15 protein-coding genes are annotated in these 25,460 nt (G+C 66.6%); 9 read left to right on the forward strand and 6 right to left on the reverse strand.

Features of this window, described 5'->3' with window-relative positions; all coding sequences use genetic code 11:
- Positions 1-5 precede the first annotated feature (5 nt).
- Together ACFHWY_RS19215 and ACFHWY_RS19220 are read left to right on the forward strand one after the other, a co-directional pair.
- Entirely contained in the window at positions 6-3,557 is a 3,552-nt protein-coding gene (locus ACFHWY_RS19215) for a CHAT domain-containing protein (RefSeq protein WP_416581595.1), read from the forward strand.
- A gap of 22 nt (positions 3,558-3,579) precedes the next feature.
- Positions 3,580-4,419 (forward strand): hypothetical protein, encoded by an 840-nt coding sequence (locus ACFHWY_RS19220; protein WP_416581596.1) that lies wholly within the window; start codon positions 3,580-3,582, stop codon positions 4,417-4,419.
- A gap of 304 nt (positions 4,420-4,723) precedes the next feature.
- Here the strand turns inward: ACFHWY_RS19220 and ACFHWY_RS19225 are convergent, their stop codons facing one another.
- The 4 genes from ACFHWY_RS19225 to ACFHWY_RS19240 all read right to left on the reverse strand — a co-directional run bounded on the left by ACFHWY_RS19225 (position 4,724) and on the right by ACFHWY_RS19240 (position 13,319).
- Positions 4,724-6,190, reverse strand: coding sequence for a hypothetical protein (locus tag ACFHWY_RS19225; RefSeq protein WP_416581597.1), 1,467 nt, complete (start codon positions 6,188-6,190; stop codon positions 4,724-4,726).
- Positions 6,187-9,198, reverse strand: coding sequence for a BTAD domain-containing putative transcriptional regulator (locus ACFHWY_RS19230; RefSeq protein ID WP_416581598.1), 3,012 nt, complete (start codon positions 9,196-9,198; stop codon positions 6,187-6,189). Before ACFHWY_RS19230 ends, ACFHWY_RS19225 begins: the two co-directional genes overlap by 4 nt.
- Positions 9,199-9,553: 355 nt before the next feature.
- Positions 9,554-11,500: an AfsR/SARP family transcriptional regulator gene (locus ACFHWY_RS19235; protein ID WP_416581599.1), complete on the reverse strand. Its 1,947-nt coding sequence runs from the start codon at positions 11,498-11,500 to the stop codon at positions 9,554-9,556.
- 28 nt (positions 11,501-11,528) lie between these two features.
- Positions 11,529-13,319: an Hsp70 family protein gene (locus ACFHWY_RS19240; protein WP_416581625.1), complete on the reverse strand. Its 1,791-nt coding sequence runs from the start codon at positions 13,317-13,319 to the stop codon at positions 11,529-11,531.
- A gap of 286 nt (positions 13,320-13,605) precedes the next feature.
- On the opposite strand from ACFHWY_RS19240, the gene ACFHWY_RS19245 reads away from it, so the two are divergent.
- The 6 genes from ACFHWY_RS19245 (at position 13,606) to ACFHWY_RS19270 (ending at position 23,527) form a co-directional block, all read left to right on the forward strand.
- Positions 13,606-14,433, forward strand: coding sequence for a hypothetical protein (locus ACFHWY_RS19245; protein WP_416581600.1), 828 nt, complete (start codon positions 13,606-13,608; stop codon positions 14,431-14,433).
- A gap of 370 nt (positions 14,434-14,803) precedes the next feature.
- On the forward strand, positions 14,804-15,793 hold the full coding sequence (locus ACFHWY_RS19250; RefSeq protein WP_416581601.1) for a hypothetical protein: 990 nt from the start codon (positions 14,804-14,806) through the stop codon (positions 15,791-15,793).
- A gap of 408 nt (positions 15,794-16,201) precedes the next feature.
- Complete coding sequence (locus ACFHWY_RS19255) at positions 16,202-17,677, forward strand: ATP-binding protein (protein WP_416581602.1); 1,476 nt, start codon at positions 16,202-16,204, stop codon at positions 17,675-17,677.
- Positions 17,678-17,734: 57 nt separating this feature from the next.
- A complete protein-coding gene (locus tag ACFHWY_RS19260; protein ID WP_416581603.1) occupies positions 17,735-20,518 on the forward strand; it encodes a Z1 domain-containing protein in 2,784 nt (927 codons plus the stop codon).
- Positions 20,515-21,525 carry a PD-(D/E)XK motif protein gene (locus ACFHWY_RS19265; RefSeq protein WP_416581604.1) on the forward strand — a complete coding sequence of 337 codons (1,011 nt, stop codon included), beginning with the start codon at positions 20,515-20,517 and terminating at the stop codon, positions 21,523-21,525. Before ACFHWY_RS19260 ends, ACFHWY_RS19265 begins: the two co-directional genes overlap by 4 nt.
- Positions 21,518-23,527: an AIPR family protein gene (locus ACFHWY_RS19270; RefSeq protein ID WP_416581605.1), complete on the forward strand. Its 2,010-nt coding sequence runs from the start codon at positions 21,518-21,520 to the stop codon at positions 23,525-23,527. The genes ACFHWY_RS19265 and ACFHWY_RS19270 overlap by 8 nt, the downstream gene beginning before the upstream one ends.
- A gap of 259 nt (positions 23,528-23,786) precedes the next feature.
- On the opposite strand, the gene ACFHWY_RS19275 is transcribed toward ACFHWY_RS19270, so the two are convergent.
- Positions 23,787-24,686 (reverse strand): IS3 family transposase, encoded by a 900-nt coding sequence (locus tag ACFHWY_RS19275; protein ID WP_416581606.1) that lies wholly within the window; start codon positions 24,684-24,686, stop codon positions 23,787-23,789.
- Positions 24,683-24,994, reverse strand: a complete 312-nt coding sequence (locus tag ACFHWY_RS19280) for a transposase (protein ID WP_416581607.1) — start codon at positions 24,992-24,994, stop codon at positions 24,683-24,685. Before ACFHWY_RS19280 ends, ACFHWY_RS19275 begins: the two co-directional genes overlap by 4 nt.
- Between ACFHWY_RS19280 and ACFHWY_RS19285 the strand changes: the two genes are divergently transcribed.
- Entirely contained in the window at positions 24,993-25,460 is a 468-nt protein-coding gene (locus ACFHWY_RS19285; RefSeq protein ID WP_416581608.1) for a very short patch repair endonuclease, read from the forward strand. The genes ACFHWY_RS19280 and ACFHWY_RS19285 overlap by 2 nt on opposite strands.

The following is a 25,460-nucleotide window of genomic DNA, read 5'->3' on the forward strand; positions in this document are numbered from 1 at the left end:
GCGTGATGGGTGTTGCTGAGCCCAGCCGTTCTCGACGTGCGGATCTAGCCGAGAAGAGTGCGATAGAAGCGGCGTTTCGGGCGCGGCGCGACGGCGCAGCTTACTTCAAGAGAGACGCTGCCGAAATGCCCGCCTCGTCGATCCCACTCGGATGCACCAACATCCAACCCAGCCTGCGGCATCTCACCTCCGCCCGGCGACAGCCGGAAGGTCAGAATGTCGACAGTATGCAGTACCAGGACCGTGACTATCCTTCCCGCATGCGGCCGGCTTCCGGAATGTCCGTACTCCGAATCCATCACCGTGACGCCGAAGGGGCAGGCACGATCGAGGTCATCAAGGATGGGCAGCATCACGGAACGCGCCCGTTTGCGCCGGTGTTCGACCGGTTCGACATAGAAGATACCCGCTGGTATCACGAGGACTATCGCAACAAATGGGAAGTGGCTTCTGATGCAATGGTCCGCCGAATCCAACGGGCATCGCGGCGAATCGGCGAGATCCTATATTCAGCAATATTCACTGACCTGAGTATCGATCTTGATACACGAGAGGATTTGCGGATCGAGATCGTCGACGAGGTCCCGCAGGCGGCCGTGCCATGGGAGCTGATGGCTGACCCGGCAACGGGCAACTTCTTGGCGCTCACCGCCACCGAGTTTGTACGGGCTGTCGCCGGGGCAGACGGTCAACCAGCCGTTCGCATGGCGGCACCGCGCCTTCTCTTGCTGATCAGCCGGCGGGGCAGGTTTGTGGATCTCGACTACTGGAGCGTCGCCTACGATCTGTGGCGGACGCTGCTGGAGGTGCCAGGTGCTCGTATTGAGGTGCTTCGCCCACCGACTTTCGATGCATTTCGGGAACGCCTGTTCGAGGCAGCGCAGTGCGGAGCACCTTTCGCGGCGGTGCACTTTGACGGACACGGCACTATCGTCGACCCATTCGGCTCTCATGGCGAGGGATACCTCCTTTTCGGCAACGGCGAAGACTTCGAATACGTAGATGGACGAACGATCGGTCGACTGCTTGAGGAATCTGGTGTCTCGCTGTTCACGATGAACGCTTGCCGTTCGGCAGATTCGGAACCCGGGGACCGCCGACTACGTGTGGGGCCGGACGGATTAAGGCCAGCCACCAAAGGCCAGGCATCCATTACCGAGGAGGTCATTAAGGCCGGAGTACCAGCCTGCGTCGGAATGCGGCGGGAGGTCTTCCCTGAAACTGCAGCACGTTTCTATAGTGCCTTTTACCGCCAGCTGTTTGAGGGTTGCAGTATCGGCCTGGCCGCCAACAAGGCTCGCGCCCAGATGCATCACAAGCCATTATCTGCAGGAGCGTTTCGCGAGCACAGCGCTCCTGTCGATGACTGGTCGGTCCCAGTCGTCGCGGAGCGAGCCGACACCAGACCGGTCTTCGCAGATGCCGAGGGCTGGAATCATGCCATTTTCGAGTTTCCGGAGCGCTTAAATGCCCCGCCGCTGGTAGGATTTGGCGGAGAGATAATGGAACTCGAAGCGGCGATAGAGCGAAGCCCAATTGTCTTGATTCATGGAATGCTGCTCTCCGGAAAAAGCCGTTTGGCCGTCGAGTTTGCTAGGTGGGTGGCCACCACGTCGCCCACGCAGGACGGCGAGGTCCACTACGTGGAACTCTCACCTAACACCCACCCGGATAGTTTGCGTTCCAAGTTGATTGCAATCACTCGAGGAATTTTGGTTCTTGACCAGGCTGACCACCTGAGTCCGCCAGCCCAAGAATTCCTGCGTGACTTGCTTGCCACCCGGAATCGATCATTACGCATTATTGTCACCGCTCGCACAAAAGAACTACCTTGGCTACCCGCTGAGACACCGGCATGCCAACCTGTCAACTTTCTACTTCCGGAACGTGCGGAAATTGGTCATCGATGGGCACAGGCCCTGGCAATTCCTTTCAGTTCCGCAAGGTACTACAAGCTACTCTATTTCTCGGGCGGGCACCCAGGCGTGGTCCTCCTACTCCTCGGCGCAGCCAGAGAATTGATCGAGTCGGGGCAGGCTGACGATGCCGAAGTGGTCTCGTGGTTGGGACGAGATTGCGATTGGGAGCAGCTCGGTCGCCTCAGCAGAAACCCGGGGTTTGGCATCCCTTCGCTAGAGGAAGTTGTGGTGTCGGCCGCCGAGCAGCTTTTACAGGTGTGCGAACCTCATGAACTACGACTGATCCCGGCCCTTTCCCGGTTCAACATTTGCTGCGACATTGCCTCTGTGGCGGTTTTGATGACGGCCATTAGAGGCTCAGAGGTGACACCCGAGGAGGCTGAACGCGTAGCGAGGAAGGTGGCAGCATGCGGTCTGGCTAAACGCGGCGGCGCCTTTTCCTGGGGCGACGCGGACTGGTTCCTGCATCCTTTGCTTGAGCTGGCATTATCCAGATTGGATGCTTTCGAAAAGCAGAACCTAGACGCTACTATGGTGGATGTAGTTTCCAAGAAATGTGCCAGCCTCATGGCGAAATATCGGACAGAAGGCTTCGAAACCGAACAGACTCTGCGAATGCATCGGCAGAACATTGCCGAGGCGATGTGGCTCGCCCTCAACAACAAGAAGGACCTGGAAGCATCCCACTTGGTCGAAGCTTTCTGTGTATACCATTGGAATGCAGGCATGGTCGACCGTTCGATTCGCGCGCTCGATCGTGCGTTGCTGCGGTACGTAGACGGCCGCACCGGTCGCCTACGCCCCGGATATGAGGAAATAGGCCTCCGTGTCTGGGAGCAAGCGATCCGCATCAACGCGTATTGGCCCTACAGTCATTGGGACGATTTCCTGCGCCACGCCACAACCCTGATGCCGCCTGCCAAAAACCACTACGCCAAAGGCCTTTGGCTACGCGCTGTCAACCGACGGCACGAGGCCGGGCTAGCGTTCCTCAAAGAGCTCGAGGAGCCGTCGGCTGCTCCCAGCTATATGCCTGGCGATTTGGAATGCCTAGCTGCCGAGTACCTCTTTGACGCTGAAAGTCCCCGGACCTGGCAGGTAGCAAGGTGGCTTGTGCAGCGAAGTGAACAACTGCGCTTGCGCGGCGATACCCTCGGCCGAACCTGGTCCCACATGGCGCACGCCCGAATACTTCTGAACTTAGCCAACCTCAGGATAAAGGTCGACAAGGACGAGGATCGGATTCGTATAGCGACAGCGGCCGCTGAGATGCAGGCGCAGGCGGTGACGCTTCTGAGGAAGGCAGAGTATTCGCCTGACCCGGAGATACGCGCCCACGTTCACAATTTGTGGGCCTACGTCTTCCTGTCGCGGGGCGATCTCACCTCGGTTCTCAGTCATTTTGAGGAATGTGTGCAGATTATGGTCGATCTCCAGGACCGCTCCGTTTGGCGGGTTTACTGGGAATTCGCACAACTACTCTATAGCCGTGGTTGGATCGCCAAGAGCTACGAGCTCGCCAGCGTGGCGTTCCATTCCGCAATGGATAGCAATTTGTTTTACGCAACGCCTATTCGTAAATTCCTCCAACGCCTGGAGGCCGAGCATCCGGAGTGTCGAAATGAGTTCTATGCTTGACGATATCCGGCTAGCCGCAGCCATGAGCGACGCCGAGCTGACCGAACGCCTCGGCGTGCCGATCATCACTCCGCTAGCGCGGCCGCACAGCACCGATGGCCGGTTCGGCTTTACATGGCTAATGGGTACGCCCGCTTGGCGTCACACTTCACACAGCTTCGGATTTATCCCGGCGGACGCCTCTGCGAATGAGAAGATCCGCAGCGTCGGGGAGATTGCCGCCGATCCAATGCTGCGCCATGCGACTTTGCGGATATCGCTGGACGGATTACGAATCGCGGACTATCCCGGCGGCGGAACTCATCGGGTACTTTTTAATTTCTTCGTACAAAACAGGACAGACACCGGTGTCGAGGACGTCAATTTCAACGCCACTTACCGCGTGCGGGAAGGCAGCAGCGCCGCAGTGCTGAACTATCCGATATTTTTTGGGGTTAATCCCACTGACGCCGGACTCGTGATTCGATGCTTCACGGTAAATGTCAAGAACGACGTTGACGAAAGTTTCCTAAACCTGCTGGAGTCCGAAACATTCAAGGTGGGACTCCGGTTGGCGACCATTGCCCAGCCGGCCATTGCGCCATTGTCGAGCCTCGCCATTGGGATGACCAAAGCCATCGCCGAGCGACACCGGAACGTGCCGGTACAGGACGTCTATCTTGGACTTGATTTCGGCGGCGCAAAGTCGGGGGCCAGGCTGGCGTTAGGGACTTACATCGCCGTGCAGATGCCAGAGGCTTTCCAGCGGTCGTGGCGTTGGTCGGACTGGACCTATGACACGCACACGGGCCAGATTGTGAACGCCGATGGACAACTTATGCCGCTCAACTACTTCATGATCGGGATCAGCCAAACTTCGTGAGGGACGTCTCAGACTGGCTGCTCGATGTGTGTCTGGAATTGTTCGAGGCCCTGTGAGCAGAGTCGGCGCCGCACTTCCATAGCCGCAATTCGATGTGAGCGCCCCCGCCCTTGGAAATAGCGGAGTGCAGTGCGGTGGGCAGCTTTCAGTTCGGCATGGAGCTTTTTCGACAAGCATCGCTGATTCTTCTAGCAGATCTAACTGTGTACCCTTCGGCCTAGCTACCAGTGTATTCGTTTCTGTACGCCGACACGGCGTTGCGAGGGTGGCCATTCGCTGCGTGCGTGGGCCGTACGGGCCCTGATTATCGTCGGGTTCGTTGCCTGGCGATGCCTGGTCGGCGGGGGTAGTCCGGTGGTAGGTACCGGTAGACCGACCGCAGGGATCTGCCGATTCTTTGGGCGAGCAGTTCGGGATCAAGGTTCGGTTCTCGGCGCAGCCAGTAGGCCACCGCCTCTGCGGTCGTCTTGGGCACCTGCGGATGTCCGCCGTCGGCCGCCTCGCCGCCGGTCCTCTGGTCGGTGTCAGTGTTGTCGTCGCTGCGCTTGTTCACGACGGCCGGATTCGTCGTGGTTGGTCCGCCCGACGGCACGGTGTGGGCCAGGACCGGGTCGTGGAGGTCGGCCGGCTGCTGTCGGTCGTCGTACGGATCGGGACTGGCGTGGCGCGTCGGCGGCTTTGGCTCCTGCCGGCCATCACGTGGGGTGTCTGCCACCGGCTGGATAGGCGCCGAGGAACGGATGGGTACAGGTGCCCGGGCTGCCTCGGTTCGGTTGTCTCGCCTGTGCCAGCGACGGCGTCGAGGGACACGTTGGGCCGTGACGATGCGTTCTGGGGCGAGGTCGGCGGCGAGCAGTGTGGTCAGCCCGTGGTAGTCGGCGGCGGCGGCGAGGCGTGCCGCGATCTCGTCGAGGTCGTACACCCGTACGGCGATGTCGGCGGTGCTCGGGTCCACGGCGGCGCGGATCTTGCGGTGCAGGACGGTGGCGATCGCGGCGTCGCGGCGACGGCGGGCGGTCACCGCTTGGGCCTCGTCCAGGGATTCGTACAGGTCGAGGCCGTCGGCCTTGGCGATCGCGCGTGCCCGCGCGGTGAGTAGGGGGTGGCGGATCCAGTGGGCGAGCACCTCGTACGCGGGTGGGGTGGGTGGCAGGTCCCCGGTGGCGCGGAGCCGGTCGCGGCGCTGGTTGCCGGCGTGCATGAGCCACACGAGGTAGCCGAGGGCGGACATGCCGGCGTAGAAGCCGCCGACGAGGTGGTCGGGGTGGGCCACCCAGTTGAAGGCCACGGCCGCGGCGGCGATCGCGGCGGACAGCAGGCGTGAGGCGATGGCCCGTTCGCCGAGTCGGCGTCGTACGTCGGCGTTGGCCATGACGACCACGCCGCCGAGTTCGAGTGCCGCGACGGCCGGGACCGCGATCAGCATCGGTACGTCCAGGCTCTGGACCGCGCCGGTGGCCTGTCCGACGAGGGCAACGAGCAGGACCAGTAGGTAGAAGGCCTGGCGCATGCGGGTGGTGCGCCGTACGGCGTCGGCCAGGTCGACGTCGAGCGCGTCGCGGGTCAACGGTCCGCCGCCGTGACTCGCCGACGCCGCCCGGCGGCGGATTGCCGCTGCGCTACGTCCGTTGGTGGTCGTCGCTGTCGCCACCGGTACGGCGCTCCCGCGGCCGTTGTGCGACAGGTGGGCGTATGCGGCGTCGGTGGGGGTGTGCTGGTCGGACGGTCCGTTGTGGGGTGTCGCGGATTCTGCCGGAGTGTGCGGTGTCATCGGCGTCCTCGCCCGTCGTGCGGCGCGGCGGCGAGGCGTCGCGGGCTGGCGGTGAGCCGGTGGGCGAGGTCGATCGTGTCCCTGCTCGGCGTGGCGTCGATCTCTTCGAGTCGGCGGGTGAGGGTGTGCCGCAGCTCGTGGATCTCGTCGTGGTGGCCCAGCGCGGCGTGGGCGCGCATCGCCTGCTGGTAGACGGCCTCGGTGTACGGGGCGTGGCGGATTGCCGCTTCCAGCACCGTGAGGGCCTCTGCCGGGTCGCCGGTCGCGTTGGCGAGGGCGAGGTGGGCGTCCAGGGCCTGCCTGCGGATGCTTTCGCGGTGGACCTCGATCCATTCGTAGTCGAAGCCCTCGGCGAGTCCGCCGCGGTAGGCGGCGACCGCGGCGCGCAATGCCGTCAGCCGGGTCGTGGCGTCGGTAGCCTGTTCGGCGTCGCGCAGCGCGGCCCGCATCCGCCACAGGTCGACGTCAAGCGCTTCCCGGTTGAGGGTGTAGCGGCGGCCGGGGTGGGTGAGGTAGCTGGCGGGTCCGCCGGTGCGGGCGAGGGTCTTGCGGAGCGCGGACACGTAGGTGTGCAGGCGGTGCGGGGCCTTCGACCGTGGGGCGTCGGGAAGCAGGTCGTCGAGGATCGCGTCGGCGGTGGCGTCGCCGTCGTGGACGACGAGGTAGACGAGTAGTTCGAGGGATTTGGCGCGCAGCGGCACTGTGGTGTCCATGTCGACGATCCGCGCGCCGCCCAGGACCCGTACCGCGACCCTTTCCTGCGGCTGTGGGCCGTCGTTTCCTGGCCCGTCTTCCGGGCGGCTGTCTGTCGTAACCGGTGGGGCGATGTCGGCGGCGGGGACCTCCCTAGGCGGCGCCTCACCGTCGGCGGGCATCGGTGCATCGGTGCCGTGCGGTGCGGGGTTGTCGGCGTCGGGGATGGCCTCCGGTCGCGGTGGCAGGCCTTGTGTGGTCGTGGTGGTGGTGGGCCGTGCGGGTGTTGTCGTGGGAGGTTCGCCGGTGTGTGCCTCGGCGAGTGTGGTGATCAGGTCGATCGTCTCCGTGGGGGTGAGCACGGCCAGCCGGCCAACGACGGCGGGATGCGCGCCGTGGCGGGTTTCCCGGTCCGGCCGGCGGGTGGTGCCGTCGGTGTCGACGACGATGGTGTCGCCGGCAGGCCAGGCGCCGAGCAGGACGCCGTGAATGTCGAGGCGCCGGCCTTGAGCAAGGAGGGCGGCGATCCGGGCACGTTCGTGGCGGGCTGACGCGTGGGAGATGAAGATGATGGGTGGTGGTTGTTCCTCGTGGAGGGCGGTGTGACGCAGGTCGGCGAGGGTGTCGACCTCGTGCTGGTACACGAGATGACTGCGGTGCAGGGTCTGCGTTTCCAGGATGTCCAGGGCGTCGGCGAGGTCGTCGGCGACGGTGAGACGGGGAGTCTCGGGAAGGACTGCGGCCGTGCCCATCAGGGCCGCTACGGTCGCCGCGGGGATGACGACCCGACCGCCGGTGTCGGGGGCGTCCACCCGGCCGGCGAGGGCGGCGGTGAGGAATCCGCGCCCGGCCGCGTCCGCGCCGGGTCCGGTCAACCCGAGCCCGGCGGGCGGCCACACCTCGTACAACGGATGGTCCTGCGTGGGGACCACGGGAACCGGCTTGGCGTACGGCTCGGGCTGGTCGGCCAGGTCGGGGCTGGCGACGTGCGTCTGTTCGGCCGTGTCGTCGTCGATCGCGGGCCGGTCGTGTCCGGGAGCGGCTTCTGTGGATTCGGCGAGGTCGAGGATGTCGAGGTCGTCGGTGTTGTCTTTTGTCGGCCGGCGGAGGGCATGTCGGATGTGTGTGACGATCGCGGGCAGCGGGGTGAGGTCGGGATCGCCGGATCGGCTGTGCGGGCCGGGCGGTCGCGGCCGGTAGCGGTGCCGACGCCACGCCCAGACCAGACTTGCGGCTGCCGCGATCGCGGCGGCGAGACCGAGGTCCAGCCAACTGCCGGTCCCCAACGTGATGCCCCCAGGGCCGCATGACTCGGCCGACGAGTTGTTGGCCGGCGCCGGCGTACGGGTGGCGTGGCCGCTCGGGGTGCCGCCCGTGGTGGACGGTGCGGATGTGGCGGCGGCGCTGGGAGCGGTGGTGGGGCTCGGCGGCGTTTCGCTGTCCTCGCCGGTGGACGGGGCGCTGGTCGGTTCGACCGGCACTGGCGGCTCCTGCAAGCGGGGCGTGTCGGGCTTCGACGGCATCGTGGGGATCGGGTGGGCCGCGCCTGGTGGGGTCGCGTCTGCGGGTAGGTCCAGGGTCCAGCCGGGGTGGATCAGGTCGGGGTTGGTGAACGTTCCCCCGACGGTGTCGAAGAGCGTGCCGCGGTTGAGTGCCCAGATCTCGGGCCAGCGGTCGGGGTCGCCGAGCCACCGCTTCGCGATCAGAGAGAGGGAGTCGCCGTCGCGCACCACACAGGTGTGAGCCGCCCCTGCCACTGCGTTGTCCCTGGGCTTCTCCGCCGGCCGTGTCGTCGACAGCACCGTCCTGCTGGTGGAGCCGTTGGCAGAGGCGACCGGGTCGTGCCGGGCGGCCTTGTTCTGACCGCTCCCGTTGCCGCCGTGGGTGTGGCCGCTGTTCACCGACGCGAGGGAGTTCTCTCGGGGGGCGCTGTCGGGCGAGGTGTCGGTTGTGGTGGTGGTCTGGGCGGCGGCGGGTAGGGCGGTGGAGGTGACGGCGGTGGCTCCGAGCAGGGCGGCCGTGAGGCCCTGCATCGGTCGGGGCATGCGCAGGGCGATGCGCCATCTGAGTCGAGCCGCCACGGCCCGGTGGATGTGTCGGGCGGTGGCGGTGGCGAGCATGGCCCAGAGCAGCCAGGCGCTGGTCTGCAGCAGTGTGGTGAGGAAGCCGGTGGTCAGGGGCTGGTGTATCCATGCCCGCAGTTGGCTCTGGGACGGCATGGTGGGTGTCGGCCAGCCTGCCAGGTAGAGCAGTACGAGTGGCGCAGCCGCGAGGACGACCACGGCGACAACCGCTGTCGAGACCTGTTGTTTCACGCCTTTCCTCCTCCCTCCGTCGTTCATTTGTGGCGACCGATGTGGTCGTGACACCGAACGTAGGAGAAAGGCGGGTGGTTGAGGCCGGATGTGGTCTAACAGCACCTCACAGCACCTAACACGACCTTACAACCCCAGGTCAGGCCCCATGTCGCCGTGCGGTCGTTGTCAGGAAGGCTTCGCCGCCGAGGGCCGTCGTTGTTGCTGACAACAGGCTGGAGCACCCCCCGCGTGGAGCGACCAGGCCGCTGGTCCCCTTGCTCTTCTCGGCGGGGCCTGGCCGACGGGTAGTGGGCCCGCCCAGGGGCCGTTCGGGCGGCAGGATGCGTGCGAGGGCGGGACGGAGGCGATGGGTTCAGGTGCCGCCGGGCACGAGCGTGCCGTCGGGCGTGAGCCCGGCGGCGGTGAGGCGCCGTGTGTACCGGGCGGTCAGGTCGGCGGCGGCCGCTTGTTCGCCCAGGCTGGTGAGGATAGTGGCGGCGCGGTGGTGTAGGTCGGCGTTGTACGGGTCGACGCGGATGGCGTCCTGTAGGTAGGCCAGTGCCTGGCGGGGGTGGGGTGCGGCGGTGGCGAGGGCGGCGTAGGCGTCGAGGATGTGGCGGCGGGTGGTCTCGCGGTGCGGGTCGAGCCATGCCCAGGGTTGTCCGGCGGCGAGGTCGCCGGTGTGGGCGTCGACGACGGCCTGCCAGGCGGCGGTGTGGTCGGTGAGGGTGGCCGCGGCGTGGTCGACGGCGGTGTGTAGGTGCCACAGGTCGACGTCGACGTGGTCGGGGTGCAGGCGGTATCGGTCGCCGGTGCGGTCGATCAGGTGGATGCCGGTGGTGGTGGTGCGCACGGCGGTGCGGAGTTCGCTGAGGGTGGTGTAGAGGCGTGCGGTGAGCCGGTGTCCGGGTAGTCCGGGCCAGAGGGCTTCGGCCATGACGCCGCTGTCGACCCCGTCGGGGTGTACGGCGAGGAAGACCAGAGCTTGGCGGGCCGCGGTGCGCCGAATCGCCAGGGCCGTGCCGTCGACGAGCAGCGCCGGCTGACCCAGAACCCGTACCAGCACCCGCTTGCCGGGGTGGATGGTGTCCTGGTGTGGGGCTGTCTGACGCGGTACCCGCCCCCGTACCTGTGGCTGAGGTTGTGTGGGGGTGTCGGGTGTCGGTGGGTGGAGGTGGCCGGTGACGGTGAGCAGGTCCGTCGTGGCGACGGCATCGAGCACACACACCCGCGGCCCCGCCCTCGTCGAGTCGGCGTGGGTGTGGCCGTCGGCGTCGACGTGCCACGTCGTCGCGTGCGGCCAAGTGGCCAGCGCGACCGCCGTGACCCCGCTGGTGGTGAGGGTGTCCGCGAGGCTGCCTGCGGGCGGCTCGTCGAGGATCAGCACCCACCGACCGCCATCGGCCCTGTCGGACGGGGTCGGCGTGGCGTCAGGTGTCGCCGGCAGGGTCGCGGTGTCGACGATCCGCAAGCCCACTCCGGGTCGTAGGTGCGGGGCGGCTGGTCCGAGCAGCATGTCCACGGCGCGGCGGGTGATCACCACCTCCACCGTGGGCTGCCGCATCGTGGCTAGGAGCGCGGTGATCAGCAGTCCGCGGGCGGCGTCCACCGCGCCTGGGCCGGTCAGCCCGACCCCGGCGGGTGGGAAGCCGAACGGTGGCATCCCGGCCGCCTGTGCGGGCGCCGGTGGAGTGGGTTGGCTGCCGGCGGAGGTCTGGATGGCGGTGACGGTGGCCGGGAGCGGCGCCAGATCGTCCGCGTCCCCCGTGTAGTGGTGTGGGCGGGTGGGGAGGTAGGCGCGGCGGCGGCGCAGCCACACCAGTCCCGCCGCAACGCTCACCTGCTCGGCGAGGCCGTCAGGCAGCCATCCGCCGGGCACGCTGACCCCGTCGGCGGGGTCGGCCTGTTCGACGGTGTCGTGGTCGGTGTGGGTGGTGCTGGTGGTCGTGTCCGGGTGGCTGGTGTCAAGGGTGGGGGTGGGGGTGGCGATGGTCAGGGCGGCGGCGCCGGCCATGCCGGTGGCGGTGGCCTGCCACGGGGTGGGCAACGGCAGCCGGCGTAGCCATCGCACGCCGGCCCACAGCCGGGTCGCGGTGGTGGCGGTGACGAGGTAGGCGACCAGGGCCCACAACGCCCAGGCCAACACGACCAGCAGCAGAATCAGGTTCTGTTCGGTGAGTGGTTCGCGGACCCACTGCCACAGCGCCACCCGTGGAGGGTTCGTTGACGGCCAGCCCACCACCTGCACCAGCACGACCGGCGGACCAACCAGCAGGACGGCGGTCAGCAGCAGCGACGCGACGTGTCGCGGCCACCGCATCAGTGCTCACCCCCTACCGGCGCGCGCGTCACGAGCGTGGTGGGCCAGGTGGAAGAAGGGATCGTCGGGGGCCGGTGGAGGCTGGTGTGGTGTAGAGGATGCGGGTCCACAGGCGCGCCAGCCACCACACGGTGACGGCCACGATGTAGAGGCCGGCCACGGTCCCGGTGTTGTACCGGCCGACCAGGGTGGCGGTGAGGATCGCGAACGGCACCCCCATCACCAGCCGCAGCCACAGCCCGGACACCAACGCGGTGATCACCCCGACACCGATCAGCAGCCCACCGAGACGACTGCCGAGTCCCAGCCACACCTCCATGCCGGGCGAATACGACGCGGGCAGCGACCACTGGACCAGGATCATCCCCACCGTGGCCGTCACCACCGACGAGACGGGGAAGGCGAGGAACTCCGACCAGCCACCCCGCGGAGTGCGCCACTGGCGAAACGCGATCAAAGCCAGCAGCGAGGCGATCAGCAGGATCGGGATGACCGGCACCAGGGTCCAGCGCAGGAACGCCCCCAGCTCGGTGGTGATGTACTGGCTGCCGACCACGGCGTACATGCCGACGATGGCGACGCCGAGCCACGCGGAGGTAAGGATGCCGGTGGCGACCTGCGCCCCCGGTGACAACGGCACGCCACTGTCGGTACGAGACGCCAAGGTGGAACCGAGCACGGTGCCGGCAGCCAGGCAGGAGAGCACGGCGAACACCGACGCCATCGCCACCTCACCCCAGTTCATGAACGCCCACGGCTGCAACAGCCCCGAGTTCCATTCCGCACTGAGCAGCGCGTGCGACACCAGCACCAGCGACGCGAACCCGGGCACCGCGATCGCGACCGCCCGCCACAACGTCGGCAACGGCTCCCCCACCGCCGTCCTGGTCCGGTCGGTGGCGAGGCCGCCGGCGTCAGCAGCACCGCGAGTCGCCGCGAGCAGCGGATCCGGCACCAACACCGGACTCAGACCAGTCTCGGCGACCAGGACATCAGCGACCAGCGGCATCTGCGCCGTACCACCCACACACCACAACCCCGCGACCCCCGCCGGGGGCACCTCGGCAGCGTCGATCGCGTCCCGCACCAACCCCGCCGCCCGCACGAGGACCGGGCGGGCGGCCTGCTCCACCACCAGATGGTTCAACACCACCGCCGGCCCGGACGGCATCGGCACCGTCACCGCCGGATGCCCCGCCAGGGCATGTTTCGCGCTGCGAAGGCTCACCGCCAACGTCCACCCGTGTCCCGCCGGCATGTCGACCGGTGCCAGGGCGCTCGTCAGCGCGGTGTCGATGGCGTCGCCGCCAGCGTCGGTGTCGGCGAGGGTGGACAGGACCTCGAACCCGACCGGGCTACGTCGCAGCACACTCACCTCAGCGCCGCCGCCCAGGTCACACACCACCACCACCGAACCCACCGGCACCTGCACACCCGAGGCGAGCACATGCGACGCCACCGCCACCGGCGCCTCCACCAACCGCGGCTGCGGCAACCCCGCATGATGCGCGGCATGCCGCAGCCACGTACGCCGGCGCGGGCCCCACCCCGCCGGCACCACCAGCCGCACATCCTCCACCACACCGCCGGCCACCCGGTGAGCCTCGTCGACGACCCGCCGCAGCGTCGCCGCCACCAGATCCGCCGGGGCCACCTGCACGTCGGCGACGCTGACCTGGTCGTCGGCGGGACGGCGAGGGTGGGGAACGAACCGCTGCGGATCGGCAGCCGCCGCCTGCCACGCCCGCTGCCCCGTCACCACCGACTTGTCGGCAGCGACAAGCACGGCACTGGGCAGCCCGGGCTCACCATCGAACATCAACGGTGCCCACGATCCGTCCGGCCACGCCAGCACCGCCGTCGTCGTGGCGCTTCCACAATCGATCGCCAGCCGCGCCTGCCCCGGTCGCATACCCGACAGTCAAACATGAGGATCACATTCACGTCACGCCTCAACTACACCCCGCAGTCTGTCGGATGTAACGGCGGCCGGGTCGAGCAATGGCATCTCAGGCGGTCGGCTCGCCGACGCCGCTTCCCCGACAAAGGGAGTTCCCGGGCGTGGTGGACGGGTTTGTCGTACGGGGTGATTAGCCTTTCGCGACGTGGACGATGTGAGCAGCCTGCGGTCCTCGGCGACCGCCTTCGCCGAGCAGCACGCGATGACTGTGGTGCCCGCCGTACCGTTACACAACCTCGGACCTGAGGTGCAGCTCGACGCGGAGGTCATCGACCTGCCAGGCTTTCTCGCCTTGGCGCAGCGGATGGGCGCGCCCGCGCTGTATCTGGAGGTCGACTCGTTCGATGCGGATCCGGAGGAGGTGGTCGATCCGCCCGCCCATCTGCTCGCCCGGCGCGGACAGCTGTACGGGCTCGAGGTGGCGTTTGTCGCCGGCGGCGTCGTGCACTTCTGGGAGCACACCGCGTCCTGGTACGCCGAGTGGGAGGCGCTGGTCGCCGCAGGAAGATCCGCTGTTGACGACCGTGACCCGGACGACCAGCCACGCTGGTTGACCGAGAGCGAGCGCGAGAAACTGGCAGAGCCCTCCGTGCAGGCTCTGCTGGCCATGCCCGAGTTCCGCGGCGAGAAGCCCGGCGGCGCCCGGCACCGATTCGCGCAACGCCACCTGCCCGCTGACATCGATGAGCGCATCATTCACACGGCTGTCAGGCTGGCCTGCGACCGCGCCGACGAGATGGCCCGGCAGCGGTACGCAGACATCGAGGACCATTACGAGCAGTTCGCGGCGGATCTGCTGACCGATCCGGCCTACCGGCGGGCTGGGTCCGCAGCCGCTCGCAAACTTGCCGCCGAGCGCTTCCTCGCCGCCTGGGCCGACGGCTGGGCTCCCCCGACCGTAGCCCGGGACGAGTTGTACGCCAGAGCCCAACGACTGGCCAAGACAGCGGCACGTTCGCCAGCGCTGTACTAACCCTCGCCAGGGCACCCACAGCCTGCCTCACGACTCACAAGCCTCGAGCTGACGAACCGGCCTGCAGGAGATGAGGCCGCATCCACCTGCCAGCGCGGCACCGATCGCGGCACACTCGCTACCCCGACCACCGTTGTTCACGGTAGGGCTCCTTGGGCCACGCAACTCTGCCGGCAAAAGGGCTGTTCGCCCCAGCTGCGCTGATGGTCGACCCGACGAACTAGCCAGAGAAGGCAGGTCGGTGAGCACGCGGCCCGCCACGATGACGGACACCGAGTGCGACAGAGAACGCGACCCACACCGCCACCATGTCTCCTCAAACGCCGATCAGCCAAGGCGCCGCTGGCTGAACCACCCTCGGAGGACGCCTGTGAATGACCAGCACCCAGACGGCACCGTCGCAGCACAAGCCGCACCCGCCGAGAGCCTGACCGACGAGGACATCGATGCCGTCCTGGCCGGCCTCGCTGCCGTAGCCGACCAGCTCATCGCGGACACCGCCACCGCCGAACAAGCGGTGAGCGTCCTCAATGACGACAACGAACGCTCACTAGTGCTGGGGCAGGTCGGTCCGGGCTACTGGAGCCGCCCCAACCCGAACCGCGCGCTGACCAAGCTACGCCTGGCACATGCCTGCCGCACAGCCCGGGACCTGCGCGACGCCAGCAGGCACCTCGTCGCCTGGTGGGCCGACCTCGCCACCTACGCCGCACTGTCCGCCGCAGCGGGCCAGCCCGTGCCCGCGTACCGCGCCGCCGCGGCCGACCCCAGCGCCATCCTCGACGAGGAAGAACTACGGCGCCTGCCGTACCCCACGCCCGAGGAGCGGCAGTTCGCTGGCCTCGCCGCCGCCCTCGCCGGCACACCGGGCCCACACCCCGACGACAACCTGCACGCCGTCATAACGGACTACGTCGCGCGGGCCGGACTCACCCTGCAACCCTCGCCCAACGGCGGCATGGTCGTCGCGGACGACACCATCGATCCCAACGCCCGCCTCCCACGACTGTGGACCGACACCTGGACCGACCACCAGATGCCGGCACTGCTCACCGCAGAGCAACTCGGTCAGGTCCTGGACCGTATCGGGCTGCCTCCTACAGCGACCGATGAGATACGCGCCGCGACCACCAATGTCGATGACGTCCTCGCTGCCGCACGCCACCTTCGGGACACCGCAGACGACGAGAGCGCTTCCGACAGCGAGGCCCTCTACGACCACATCGACCGGACCACCGACATCCTCGCCGACTACGCCCGGACTCTCACCCGACATCTACCCATGGTGCGCACGTCGGCAGGTCGCCACCGCACCTCGCTCCCACCAGCCGGTAATGCCGGCAGCCTGACCCGCGCATAGTGGTCGATCTGTACACCAACAGCGGCAGCCACCTGCCGTGCCGGGTCCGGCTTGCGTAGCCCGTGCTCATCGCTGGAGAGCTGGGCGGCGAACCTGGGGCCGAGACCGGCTGCGGCGAGGATATCCCGGTGCACGGCGGGCGATGCACGCAGCCGTGCGAGGCCGACCCAACCCGGAACGGACGTAAACCCTCAAACCACCTTTCGCAATGGACAGTGCTTCAATTTGGGGAGCGTCAGGCGTCCGTGCCTCCATTACCATCGGCCCGGTGAGGGGAGTGCCGCGTGCGTAGGCCGACGACGCTGAGGCATCCCCCGACCTTTGCGGTGCCCCCTGCACGATCCGCTAGATCCGCGAAAGCCGCACACCAAGCAGTGGCCCTGTCAGGGAAGCAGGCTGTTACGGTCCATGACGTACGACATCGCGGCCCCCGAACCCGCGGGCATGGTTGCTTCGCTCAGCTCCTTGGGGTACTCGCTGCCGGCGGCTGTCGCGGATCTCATAGACAACAGCGTCTCGGCGGAGGCCCGTAACATCGACGTCGAGTTCACCTGGGCCGGGCGAGACTCGTGGATCGCGGTCGTCGACGATGGCAGGGGTATGAGCATCCAGGAGCTCGTAACGGCGATGACCGTGGCGGCCCGTGGGCCTGCGACGTTACGCGCCTCCACTGACCTGGGCCGTTTCGGAGTGGGCCTGAAGTCGGCCTCGTTCTCGCAGTCGCGGCAGCTCTCCGTGGCCACCGCCACGGCCGGTGACTGGCACGTACGGACCTGGGATCTCGACGTCGTCGAGGAGACTGGCGAGTGGCGGCTGCTCCACGGGGCGGATGTCGACACCACCACCGTGCTGGACAGACTTCGGAGTGCCACTGGCCACGGCACGGTCGTGCTCTGGCGTCGGCTCAACGGTTACCACGGCGATCGCGTGAGCGAGGACGACGAGCGCACCCAGAGGCAGTTCTATGCCGAGGCAGCCCGTACGGAGTCGCATCTCGCAATGGTCTTTGCCCGCTTCCTCACTGGGAGTCATCGCCGGAACCTGCGAGTGTCCGGGAGCGCGGTGGAACCCTGGGATCCGTTCATGAGCAACCACCCCTCGGTACAGCGGCTCCCCACTGAGAACCTGCCCCTCGCGGCCAGCTCCGTACGGGTCGAGGCTTTCGTTCTTCCCAGCGCCCACCGGCTAACACCCGAGGAGTATGAGGCAGCTGCGGGACCGCAGGGGTGGCTCGACCAGCAGGGCTTCTACGTCTACCGCCGCAATCGGCTGATTCTGGCGGGCGACTGGTTGGGGCACAGGGGCATGCGCCGCGAGGAGAAGTACAACCTGGCGCGTATTGCCGTCGACATCCCGGCGGGAACAGACGCCGAGTGGAGCGTCGACGTGAGGAAGTCCAGCGTCGTTCCGCCCGTCGGTCTACGGCAGCACCTCAATCGCATCGCGAGACAGGCCCGGGCGTCAGCGGCGGACGTGTTGCGGCACCGCGGACAGGTCGCTGCGCGTACTCACGGCGATCCTCTCTCGTACGCCTGGAACCTGCGCCGAACGGACGGCAGGGTCACCTGTCGGATCAACCGCAACCATCCACTGGTCCAAGCCGCGTTGAGACCTGGTGGCAGCAACACTGCGGACGTACGCGCGTTGGTTCGACTGCTGGAGGAGACGGTGCCCGTCGCTGCCTTGCGCGTGATGCACGAGACGGACACCAGCGACGACCCGGAACCGTTCGGGGGACCAGGGCCCGCCGGCGAGGCTGCGACCGAGGTAGCACAGCGCATCTACGAGTCGCTCGTTTTGGGCGGACGCTCGCCCGCCGCCGCGCGCGAGAGGTTACGCACTATGCCCCCTTTCGACCAACTGCAGGGTTTCTGGAATAGATAAGCCCTTACCCGCTGTCGGCGGCCGTTCCTGCTCCCTACGTTCCGCTGGAGGTTGCACGTGAGTGCCCCTGTCGACGAGCCCATGGCCAAGGCCACGCGCCTGGTTCTCGGATTCCTGCCTCAGGATCGTCAGCCGAAGCCGGAGGAGGTACAGACCGCGGTCAACGCGATTTTTGGAATGCTCGCCGCGCAGGGGGTGGACCTTGACCGGGACCAACTGGCCAAGGAGATAGAGGCCATGACCGCCGTCTTCCAGGAGCGGTCCATGGCGCTTGTCGATCCCAAGGGGCACGAACCCTGGCTGCCTGAGGCGAAGAACGACCGAGCGTGGGACTTCTGGGAGCGTTACCGGCGGTACCTCGAGGATGTCGTGAACCTTCCCCCGTGGGTCGTGAGACGGCTAGACCAGAGTTCCGACGAGGTGCTCAGCCAGATCGAGGATCCGCGCCGACCTGGCCCCTGGCGCCGGCAGGGCCTGGTGATCGGCCAGGTGCAGTCGGGCAAGACCGGCCAGTACATCGGGCTCGCCGCGAAGGCCGTGGACGCGGGATACCGGTTCATCGTGGTTCTTGCCGGCATCCACAACGACCTCCGGAGCCAGACACAACTGCGAATCGACGAGGGACTCCTGGGATTCGACACCCAGCATCAGAGCAGGTCCAACGAGGAGGGCCGCTCACGTGCGATCGGTGCGGGTGCCATGCCCCTCGCGAAAAGGCTCGACATCGCGTCCCCGACAAGCAGCGCGGAGAAGGGCGACTTCGGCCTCGCGACGGCCAAGGCCATCAACTTCCCCCTCGGCAGCTTCCCCGTCGTCCTCGTCGTCAAGAAGCACTACAAGATTCTCGAGTACCTGCGCAAGTGGGTGACGGACGTCCACGGGACCGAAGGCGAACACGGCGACAAGGTCGTGAAGGACCTTCCCCTGTTCGTCATCGACGACGAGGCCGACAACGCCTCGATCAATACGGTCCGTGACCCCGAGGCAGACCCGACCAAGACCAACGACGCGATCCGTAGGCTCATGAAGAGCTTCGACAAGGCCGCGTACGTCGGATACACGGCCACTCCCTTTGCCAACATCTACATCGACCCGGACGTCGACCACGACACCGTCGGGGAGGACCTCTTCCCGTACAGCTTCATCCGCACTCTTCCGTCCCCATCGAACTACCTGGGTCCTGAGCGGGTCTTCGGCCTGCAGGCCGACGACGAGGACGAGGACGACGTGGAGCCGCTGCCGCTCGTACGGCACGTGAACGACACGGACACCTGGCTCCCTACCAAGCACAGGTCCGGTGACAGCCCCGGCGACAGACTCCCGCAGTCCCTTCGTGACGCGATCTCCTCGTTCGTGCTCGCCTGCGCGGCTCGTCGGGCGCGGGGCCAGACGAAGGTCCACAACTCGATGCTAGTGCACGTCACCCGGTTCACCGCCGTGCAGACCCTGGTACGCGACCAGGTCGACGACCACCTACGGCTCATCGTGGAAACGCTCCGTGACCGGTACGGGAAAGGCCCTGCGCTTCGTGCCGAACTCAGGGCTCTCTGGGAGCAGGACTTTGTTGCCACCACAGCCTGTTTCCCGGCCGACGAGGCCCAACGCCTGACCTGGGAGCAGGTATCGGAGCAGCTCCTACCTGCTCTCAGGAAGATCCAGGTCAAGACCGTGAACGGGGCGTCCAAGGATGCGCTCGACTACTACGAGAACCGGCGGAACGGCCTGTCCGTGATCGCCGTCGGGGGACAGAAGCTTTCCCGTGGCCTCACCCTGGACGGCCTGACCGTCAGCTACTACCTGCGTGTTTCGAAGACATACGACACCCTCCTGCAGATGGGTCGGTGGTTCGGGTACCGGCCCGGCTATGAGGACATGTGCCGTCTGTACACAACGCCCGCGCTTCAGGCGGCCTACGCGGAGGTCACGGCTGCAACCGACGAACTTCGCAGGGAGGTCGAGGAGATGGCGGCGCTCAGACTCACCCCGAGGGAGTTCGGGCTCAAGGTTCGGTCCTCCTCGCTGGGCCTCACCGTGACTGCGGCCAACAAGATGCGGCAGGGCACGAAGATCCTCCTCAGCTACTCGGGGGAGGGACCCGAGACGGTGATCTTCAACTTTGCGGACAAAGCCGTTGAGAAGAACTTCAAGGCTCTCGAAGCCCTTGTTCGGCGTCTGGACGCTGTCGCGGAGTCTGTACCCGGTCCCCCGGCAGGTAATGTGCGGTGGCAACGAGTGCCCCCTGGCGTCGTTTCCGAGTTCCTCACCTCCTACGAGCCCGACCGCATGGCTCAGCGGGTACGTCCGGGACTCATTGCCAGGTACGTGGAGCAGTGCGCCAAGGTGGGCGAGCTGAGCAACTGGACGGTGTGCCTGGTCAGTAACACGACGCCGAAGGCCACTTCACTGCCCATTGCCGGGCATACCGTCGGCCTCGTGACCCGCAAGCCTCTCAATCCCGGCTTCAGGACCGAGGGCAGGTACACGATTCGCCGAGTGCTCAGCCCACCAGACGAGCTCATCGATCTCGACGAGGCGCAGCGGGCTGCAGCATCCGACGCCGCGAGAAGATCCGCAGAGGAGAAGGAGAAACCGTCAGTCCCGAAAACGCCGGCGGGCCCGCACATCCGACGGCGGCGGCGGACCGACCAGGGACTCCTACTGATCTACCCCATCAAGGTGCCGCACGCTGACGACGGGGAGCCGACGGCACCACCTCTTGTCCTTGTTGGTTTCCAGGTGAGCTTCCCGCACTCCGAGCACCAGTCGAAGACCGAGTACATCGCCAACACCGTCTGGCTCCAGGAGGACATCTACACCATCGACGAGGAGGACGAGGCGTGACGGTCACCGAGGATGAGTGGCGGGAACTGGAAAGCCCGCAGAGCGTCCCGGGACGATCCAGCCTCCGTCTGCATCCGGATGCCCCGCTCGACATCTTCCTCTCCGTCTCTCACCCCGGCCGACAGCGCATGCTGGTGTTCAGAGCGGACGCGCGTTCCGTCGACCCGATCGTGCGGTCGGTGGGTCGACTCCCCACAGCGGCCGGGATCGAGATGAGCCTGAGCGCGGTGTCGCGGACCGAGTACGAGCTGCAGGTAATCCTGACGGCGGACGGGCTCCGTGAGGTGTTCAACCCGCTCGTCACCGACGTTGCCGAGACCGCCAGGGTCGCCAGCGCCGCGGCGCAGGCTCTGGCAGCCGCTGTAGACAGGTTCGAGAGGTGGCAGGAACTGCTGCGTGCGGTGAGCAGGGACGGGCTGAGCGCCGAGGCGCGGCGTGGACTCTACGGCGAGCTTCTGGTGCTCGGGGATGTTTTGCTGACCTCCCTGAACCAGTCCGACGCGGTCGGAGCGTGGACCGGTCCCACGGGAACCAACCAGGACTTCCAGCTGCCCGAGCTGGCCATCGAGACCAAGGCCAGCGTCGCGAGGCGACCGACGAGCGTACGGATCGCCAGTGAGAGGCAGCTGGACGGAACCGGTACGCCTGCGCTGTTCCTGGCGCTCGCCAGCCTCGACGAGCGACGCGGCGGATCGGGAGAGAGCTTGAACGGAAGGGTGGACAGTATTCGACAGCGGCTCACGAGCCCCGCCGCCCGGGCGAGGTTCGACGGACTGCTCATTCAGGTCGGCTACCTACCCGGGCGTTCTGACCTCTACGAAGAGCCCCGGTACACCCTTCGAGAGCTGCGGTTCTGGCATGTACGCGAGGGCTTCCCCAGACTGGTCGAGTCGAATCTGCCAGAGGGCGTCGGCGATTGCACGTACCACGTGAGCACCTCGGGTCTTGACGCCTACCGCACCACACCCGATGCGGTGAAGGAACTGATCGGAGGATCCCGTGGCTGAACTCGACCTGACCGAGTTCGCGCGGGGCGTCGTTGCTGACACTCAAGCAACCGCTGATGCCGAGGGAACCACCACCCCCGAGGCGTTCACGCGCCGTGTTCTCGAGGACCTGGAGCAGGCCGGCGTCGTGTCCAACACCTTCACCGCCTACCACAAGATGCACGGCCATGAGGTTCACGGATACGGTATCGGCGACTCAGGTGAGTCCCTGGACCTGTTCATCACGGACTTCCAGCTGGAACCCTTGGAGACCAAGCTCACGAGGGCCCAGACCCTGACGTCCTTCCGACGGCTTTTGGTGTTCGTGCAGCGCTGCCGGGACGGGCTGCAGCAGCATATCGACGAGTCGTTCGACGTGTACGACATGTGCGAGGCGGTCGAGAAGGCCCTCTCCGAGGTGCGCCGGATCAGACTCTTCCTGCTCAGCAACAGGGCGTGCACCGCAAACGAGGTTCCAGTCTCGGAGTTCGACGGGCTGCCGGTGACCCACGAGGTGTGGGACCTCGCGCGACTGCACCGCCATGCAACGTCGGGCGCTCTCGGCGAGCCCATAGTGGTGCCCTTCAAGCCTCCACTGCCGTGCGTCTCCGCGCCGAGTTCGGAGGAGGACCACTCAGTGGTCCTAGCAGTCGTACCCGGTCAGATGCTCGCCGAACTGTACGCCGAATACGGTACCCGGCTCCTCGAACTCAACGTTCGCTCCTTCCTCCAGACCCGCGGTGCGGTCAACCGGGGCATCCGGGAAACCCTGCTGAACGCACCAGGACGGTTCCTGGCCTACAACAACGGCATCACCGCGACCGCTTCACGGGTCGAGTTCGTGACGGGCCCAGACGGCGAACCCAACCACATCGCCGCGGTGCACGGCCTCCAGATCGTGAACGGCGGCCAGACGACGGCCTCGCTCCATCACGCCCTGAGCCGCGACAAGGCAGACCTGTCGCACGTCCGAGTACAGATGAAGCTGACGGAGGTAGCACCCCAGCGACTCGCGGAGATTGTTCCGAAGATCTCGGAGTACTCCAACACGCAGAACCGGGTGACCCAGGTCGACTTCAGCTCCAACCACGACTACCACGTGGACATGCAGCGGATCACCCGGTCCCTCTGGGCCCCAGCGGTCGACGGCAGCGGCCAGGAGACCCATTGGTTCTACGAGCGTGCGCGGGGCCAGTACACGGACGAACTGGCCAAGGCCCGCACCCCAGCACGGCAACGGCAGTTCAAGAAGCTAAACCCCACAAAGCAGAAGTTCACCAAGGCGGACCTTGCCAAGTTCGTCCACTCGTGGAACCAAATGCCCTACCACGTGAGCCGAGGGGCACAAAAAAACTTTGTCGAGTTCATGCTCAACGTGGACAAGCTGCCGCCACGTGTCGACGTCCGGTACTGCCAGAGAGTGATCGCCATGGCCATCCTTTTCAAGGCGGTGGACCGAATTGCCGGCATCCACCGGGCAGGTAGCCACAAGAGCCTGGTGACCGCGTATACCGTTGCTCGCCTGTCGCTCGCGACCGACCGCCGCGTCGACCTTGATCGAATCTGGCGAGAACAGGGCATCTCACCCGCGCTGGAGGCTGCGCTCCACGACCTGTGCCCCCGCGTCATGGATGCGGTCCTCAAGCCGGACGAGGGAAACCACGTCGGCGAGTGGGCCAAGAAGGCGGCATGCTGGGACGCCGTGTCCAGGGTGCCCTGGAAGACTCCCCGAGATCTGGCGGTGGAGTTGTTGGATCACGCCCTTGACGATGCGGCGCTCGCTGGCGGTGCCGGTGTTGAAGAGGGAGGGGGTGAAGAGGTAGCTCTCATCTCGGTCGACGAGTGGTACGCGATCGAGCGTTGGGCCAAGGAGACTCGCAACCTCGAACCCTGGCAACGACAGTTGGCCCAGTTTGTGGGGAGGCGACTCGAGTTGGAAGAAGAGGTTCCCGAGACGCATGCCGTTCAAGCCCTGCATGCTCGTAGCGAGGCGCTACGGTTGGGATTCAACCCCGGCATGTAGGCTGCGCGTGCGTTGGGCGTGCTCGTCACGCGCCCACCAACTTGCCAGGCCGTCCTCGCTTCCGCATCAGGTGACGGGTTCGGGTGGGTTTCGAACTGCGGGAAGAGTGTGGCACTCCCGCAGTCGGATGACGTTCACGGGCCGGGGATGTGATCATGGCCGGAGGTGGCGGGACGCCAGGGCGACAGTGGGTAACCACTGCGGAAGGGGAACTGGGCTTGACCCGTTTCGACGGACAGGGTTGATGTGTTGATCTTATTTAGGCGGCTTGACGTGCTGGTGGCAGGTTCTCGTGGTAGGTGGCTTCGTAGGCGGCGGGGCTGAGGTAGCCCAGGGTCGAGTGTCGCCGTCGGGTGTTGTACCACCCCTCGATGTACTCGAATATTGCCTGGCGGGCGGCGGTGTGGGTGGGCCAGGGCTGCCGGTGTAGCAGCTCGGTCTTGATCGTGGAGAAGAACGACTCAGCGACGGCGTTGTCCCAGCATTGCCCGCGCCGGCCGACCGACAGCCGCACGCCGTGCTCGGCGGCGAGACGGGTGTGTTGGGCACTGGTGTATTGACAGCCGCGATCGGAATGAAACGTCAGCCCGGACGCGGGCCGGCGCCGTACGAGGGCGTCGGTGAGCGCGGCGTCGACCAAGTCGGTCTTGAGGTGCTCGGCGACGGCCCAACCGACGACGCGGCGGGAGGCGAGGTCGATGACAGTGGCCAGATACAGCCAGCCCTGCCACGTGTTGATGTAGGTGATGTCGCCGCACCAGCGGGTATCGACCGCAGCAGCATCGACGCCGAAGTTACGGCCGACCAGGTCCGGACGTTCGCCGGCGTTCGGGTCCGGGATCGTGGTGGTCCGCCACCGGCGCGGGCACTTGCCCGACAGCCCGGCGGCACGCATCAGCCGGGCGACGCGTTTACGGCCGTGCCGCAGCCCGGCATCGGCGAGGTCGGCGTGGACCCGCGGTGCTCCGTAGGTGCCCTTCGACACCGCGTGCACCCGCGTGATCTGCAAGGTCAGCTCGGCATCGACCCTCTCGCGCCGAGACGGCAGACCGCGTTGCCGCTGATAGTAGGCGGACCGGGAGACCTCCATCAGCTCACACGCACGCTTGACGTTGTGCTTGCCGGCCTGCTCCGCCTCGATGAACGGGAACACGTTCACCGGGTCTCCTTGGCGAAGAAAGCCGTCGCCCGCTTGAGGATGTCGACATCCTCCCGCAGCCTGCGGTTCTCCCGGCGCAACGCCGCGAGCTCGGCCCGCTCATCCGAGGTCAACCCGTCGCCACGGGCGCCGGTGTCGAGTTCTGCCTGCTTGACCCATTCGCGGACCGCAGTCTCGGTCAGATCGAAATCCTGACTGACCTGCCTGACCGTGCGGTCTCCACGCTGACAGAGCTCAACAATCTCGGCCTTGAACTCCGGCGTGAACGACCGTCGAGGCCGCGCCTGCTTCTTACCCACACTCTCCATGATGCTGGACATCCTCCCGGAGACCCCAGGTCCCCTGATCTCGGATGTCCGTCAAAACGGGGCAGGCCCAGAACACCTTCGCGGTCGGCGGGTAAGGGATACCAAGCCCGAGATCGCCCTCAGGACCGCGGTGCACCGGCTCGGTCTCAGGTTCCGCCTCCAAAGGAGCGTGACGCCGCGTTGCACGGCGGACTTTGTACTTCCCAGGTACCACGTCGCGGTCTTCGTCGACGGATGCTTCTGGCACGGCTGCCCCGACCACACCCCCGGGGAGTTCCGAGGCCCCAACGCGGCACTCTGGCGAGAGAAGATCAGAACCAACAGGGAACGAGACACGCGCAACACCGAGCAAGCAATGGCTGCTGGATGGACCGTGCTTCGGATCTGGGAGTGCGAGATCCGACGTGATGTTGAGGGAGCCGCACAGCGGGTCGCCAAGACCGCGGACTCGAACGGCGCGGAGTGA

This window comes from Micromonospora sp. LOL_024 (genome assembly GCF_048060415.1).
Classification (GTDB): Bacteria; Actinomycetota; Actinomycetes; order Mycobacteriales; family Micromonosporaceae; genus Micromonospora.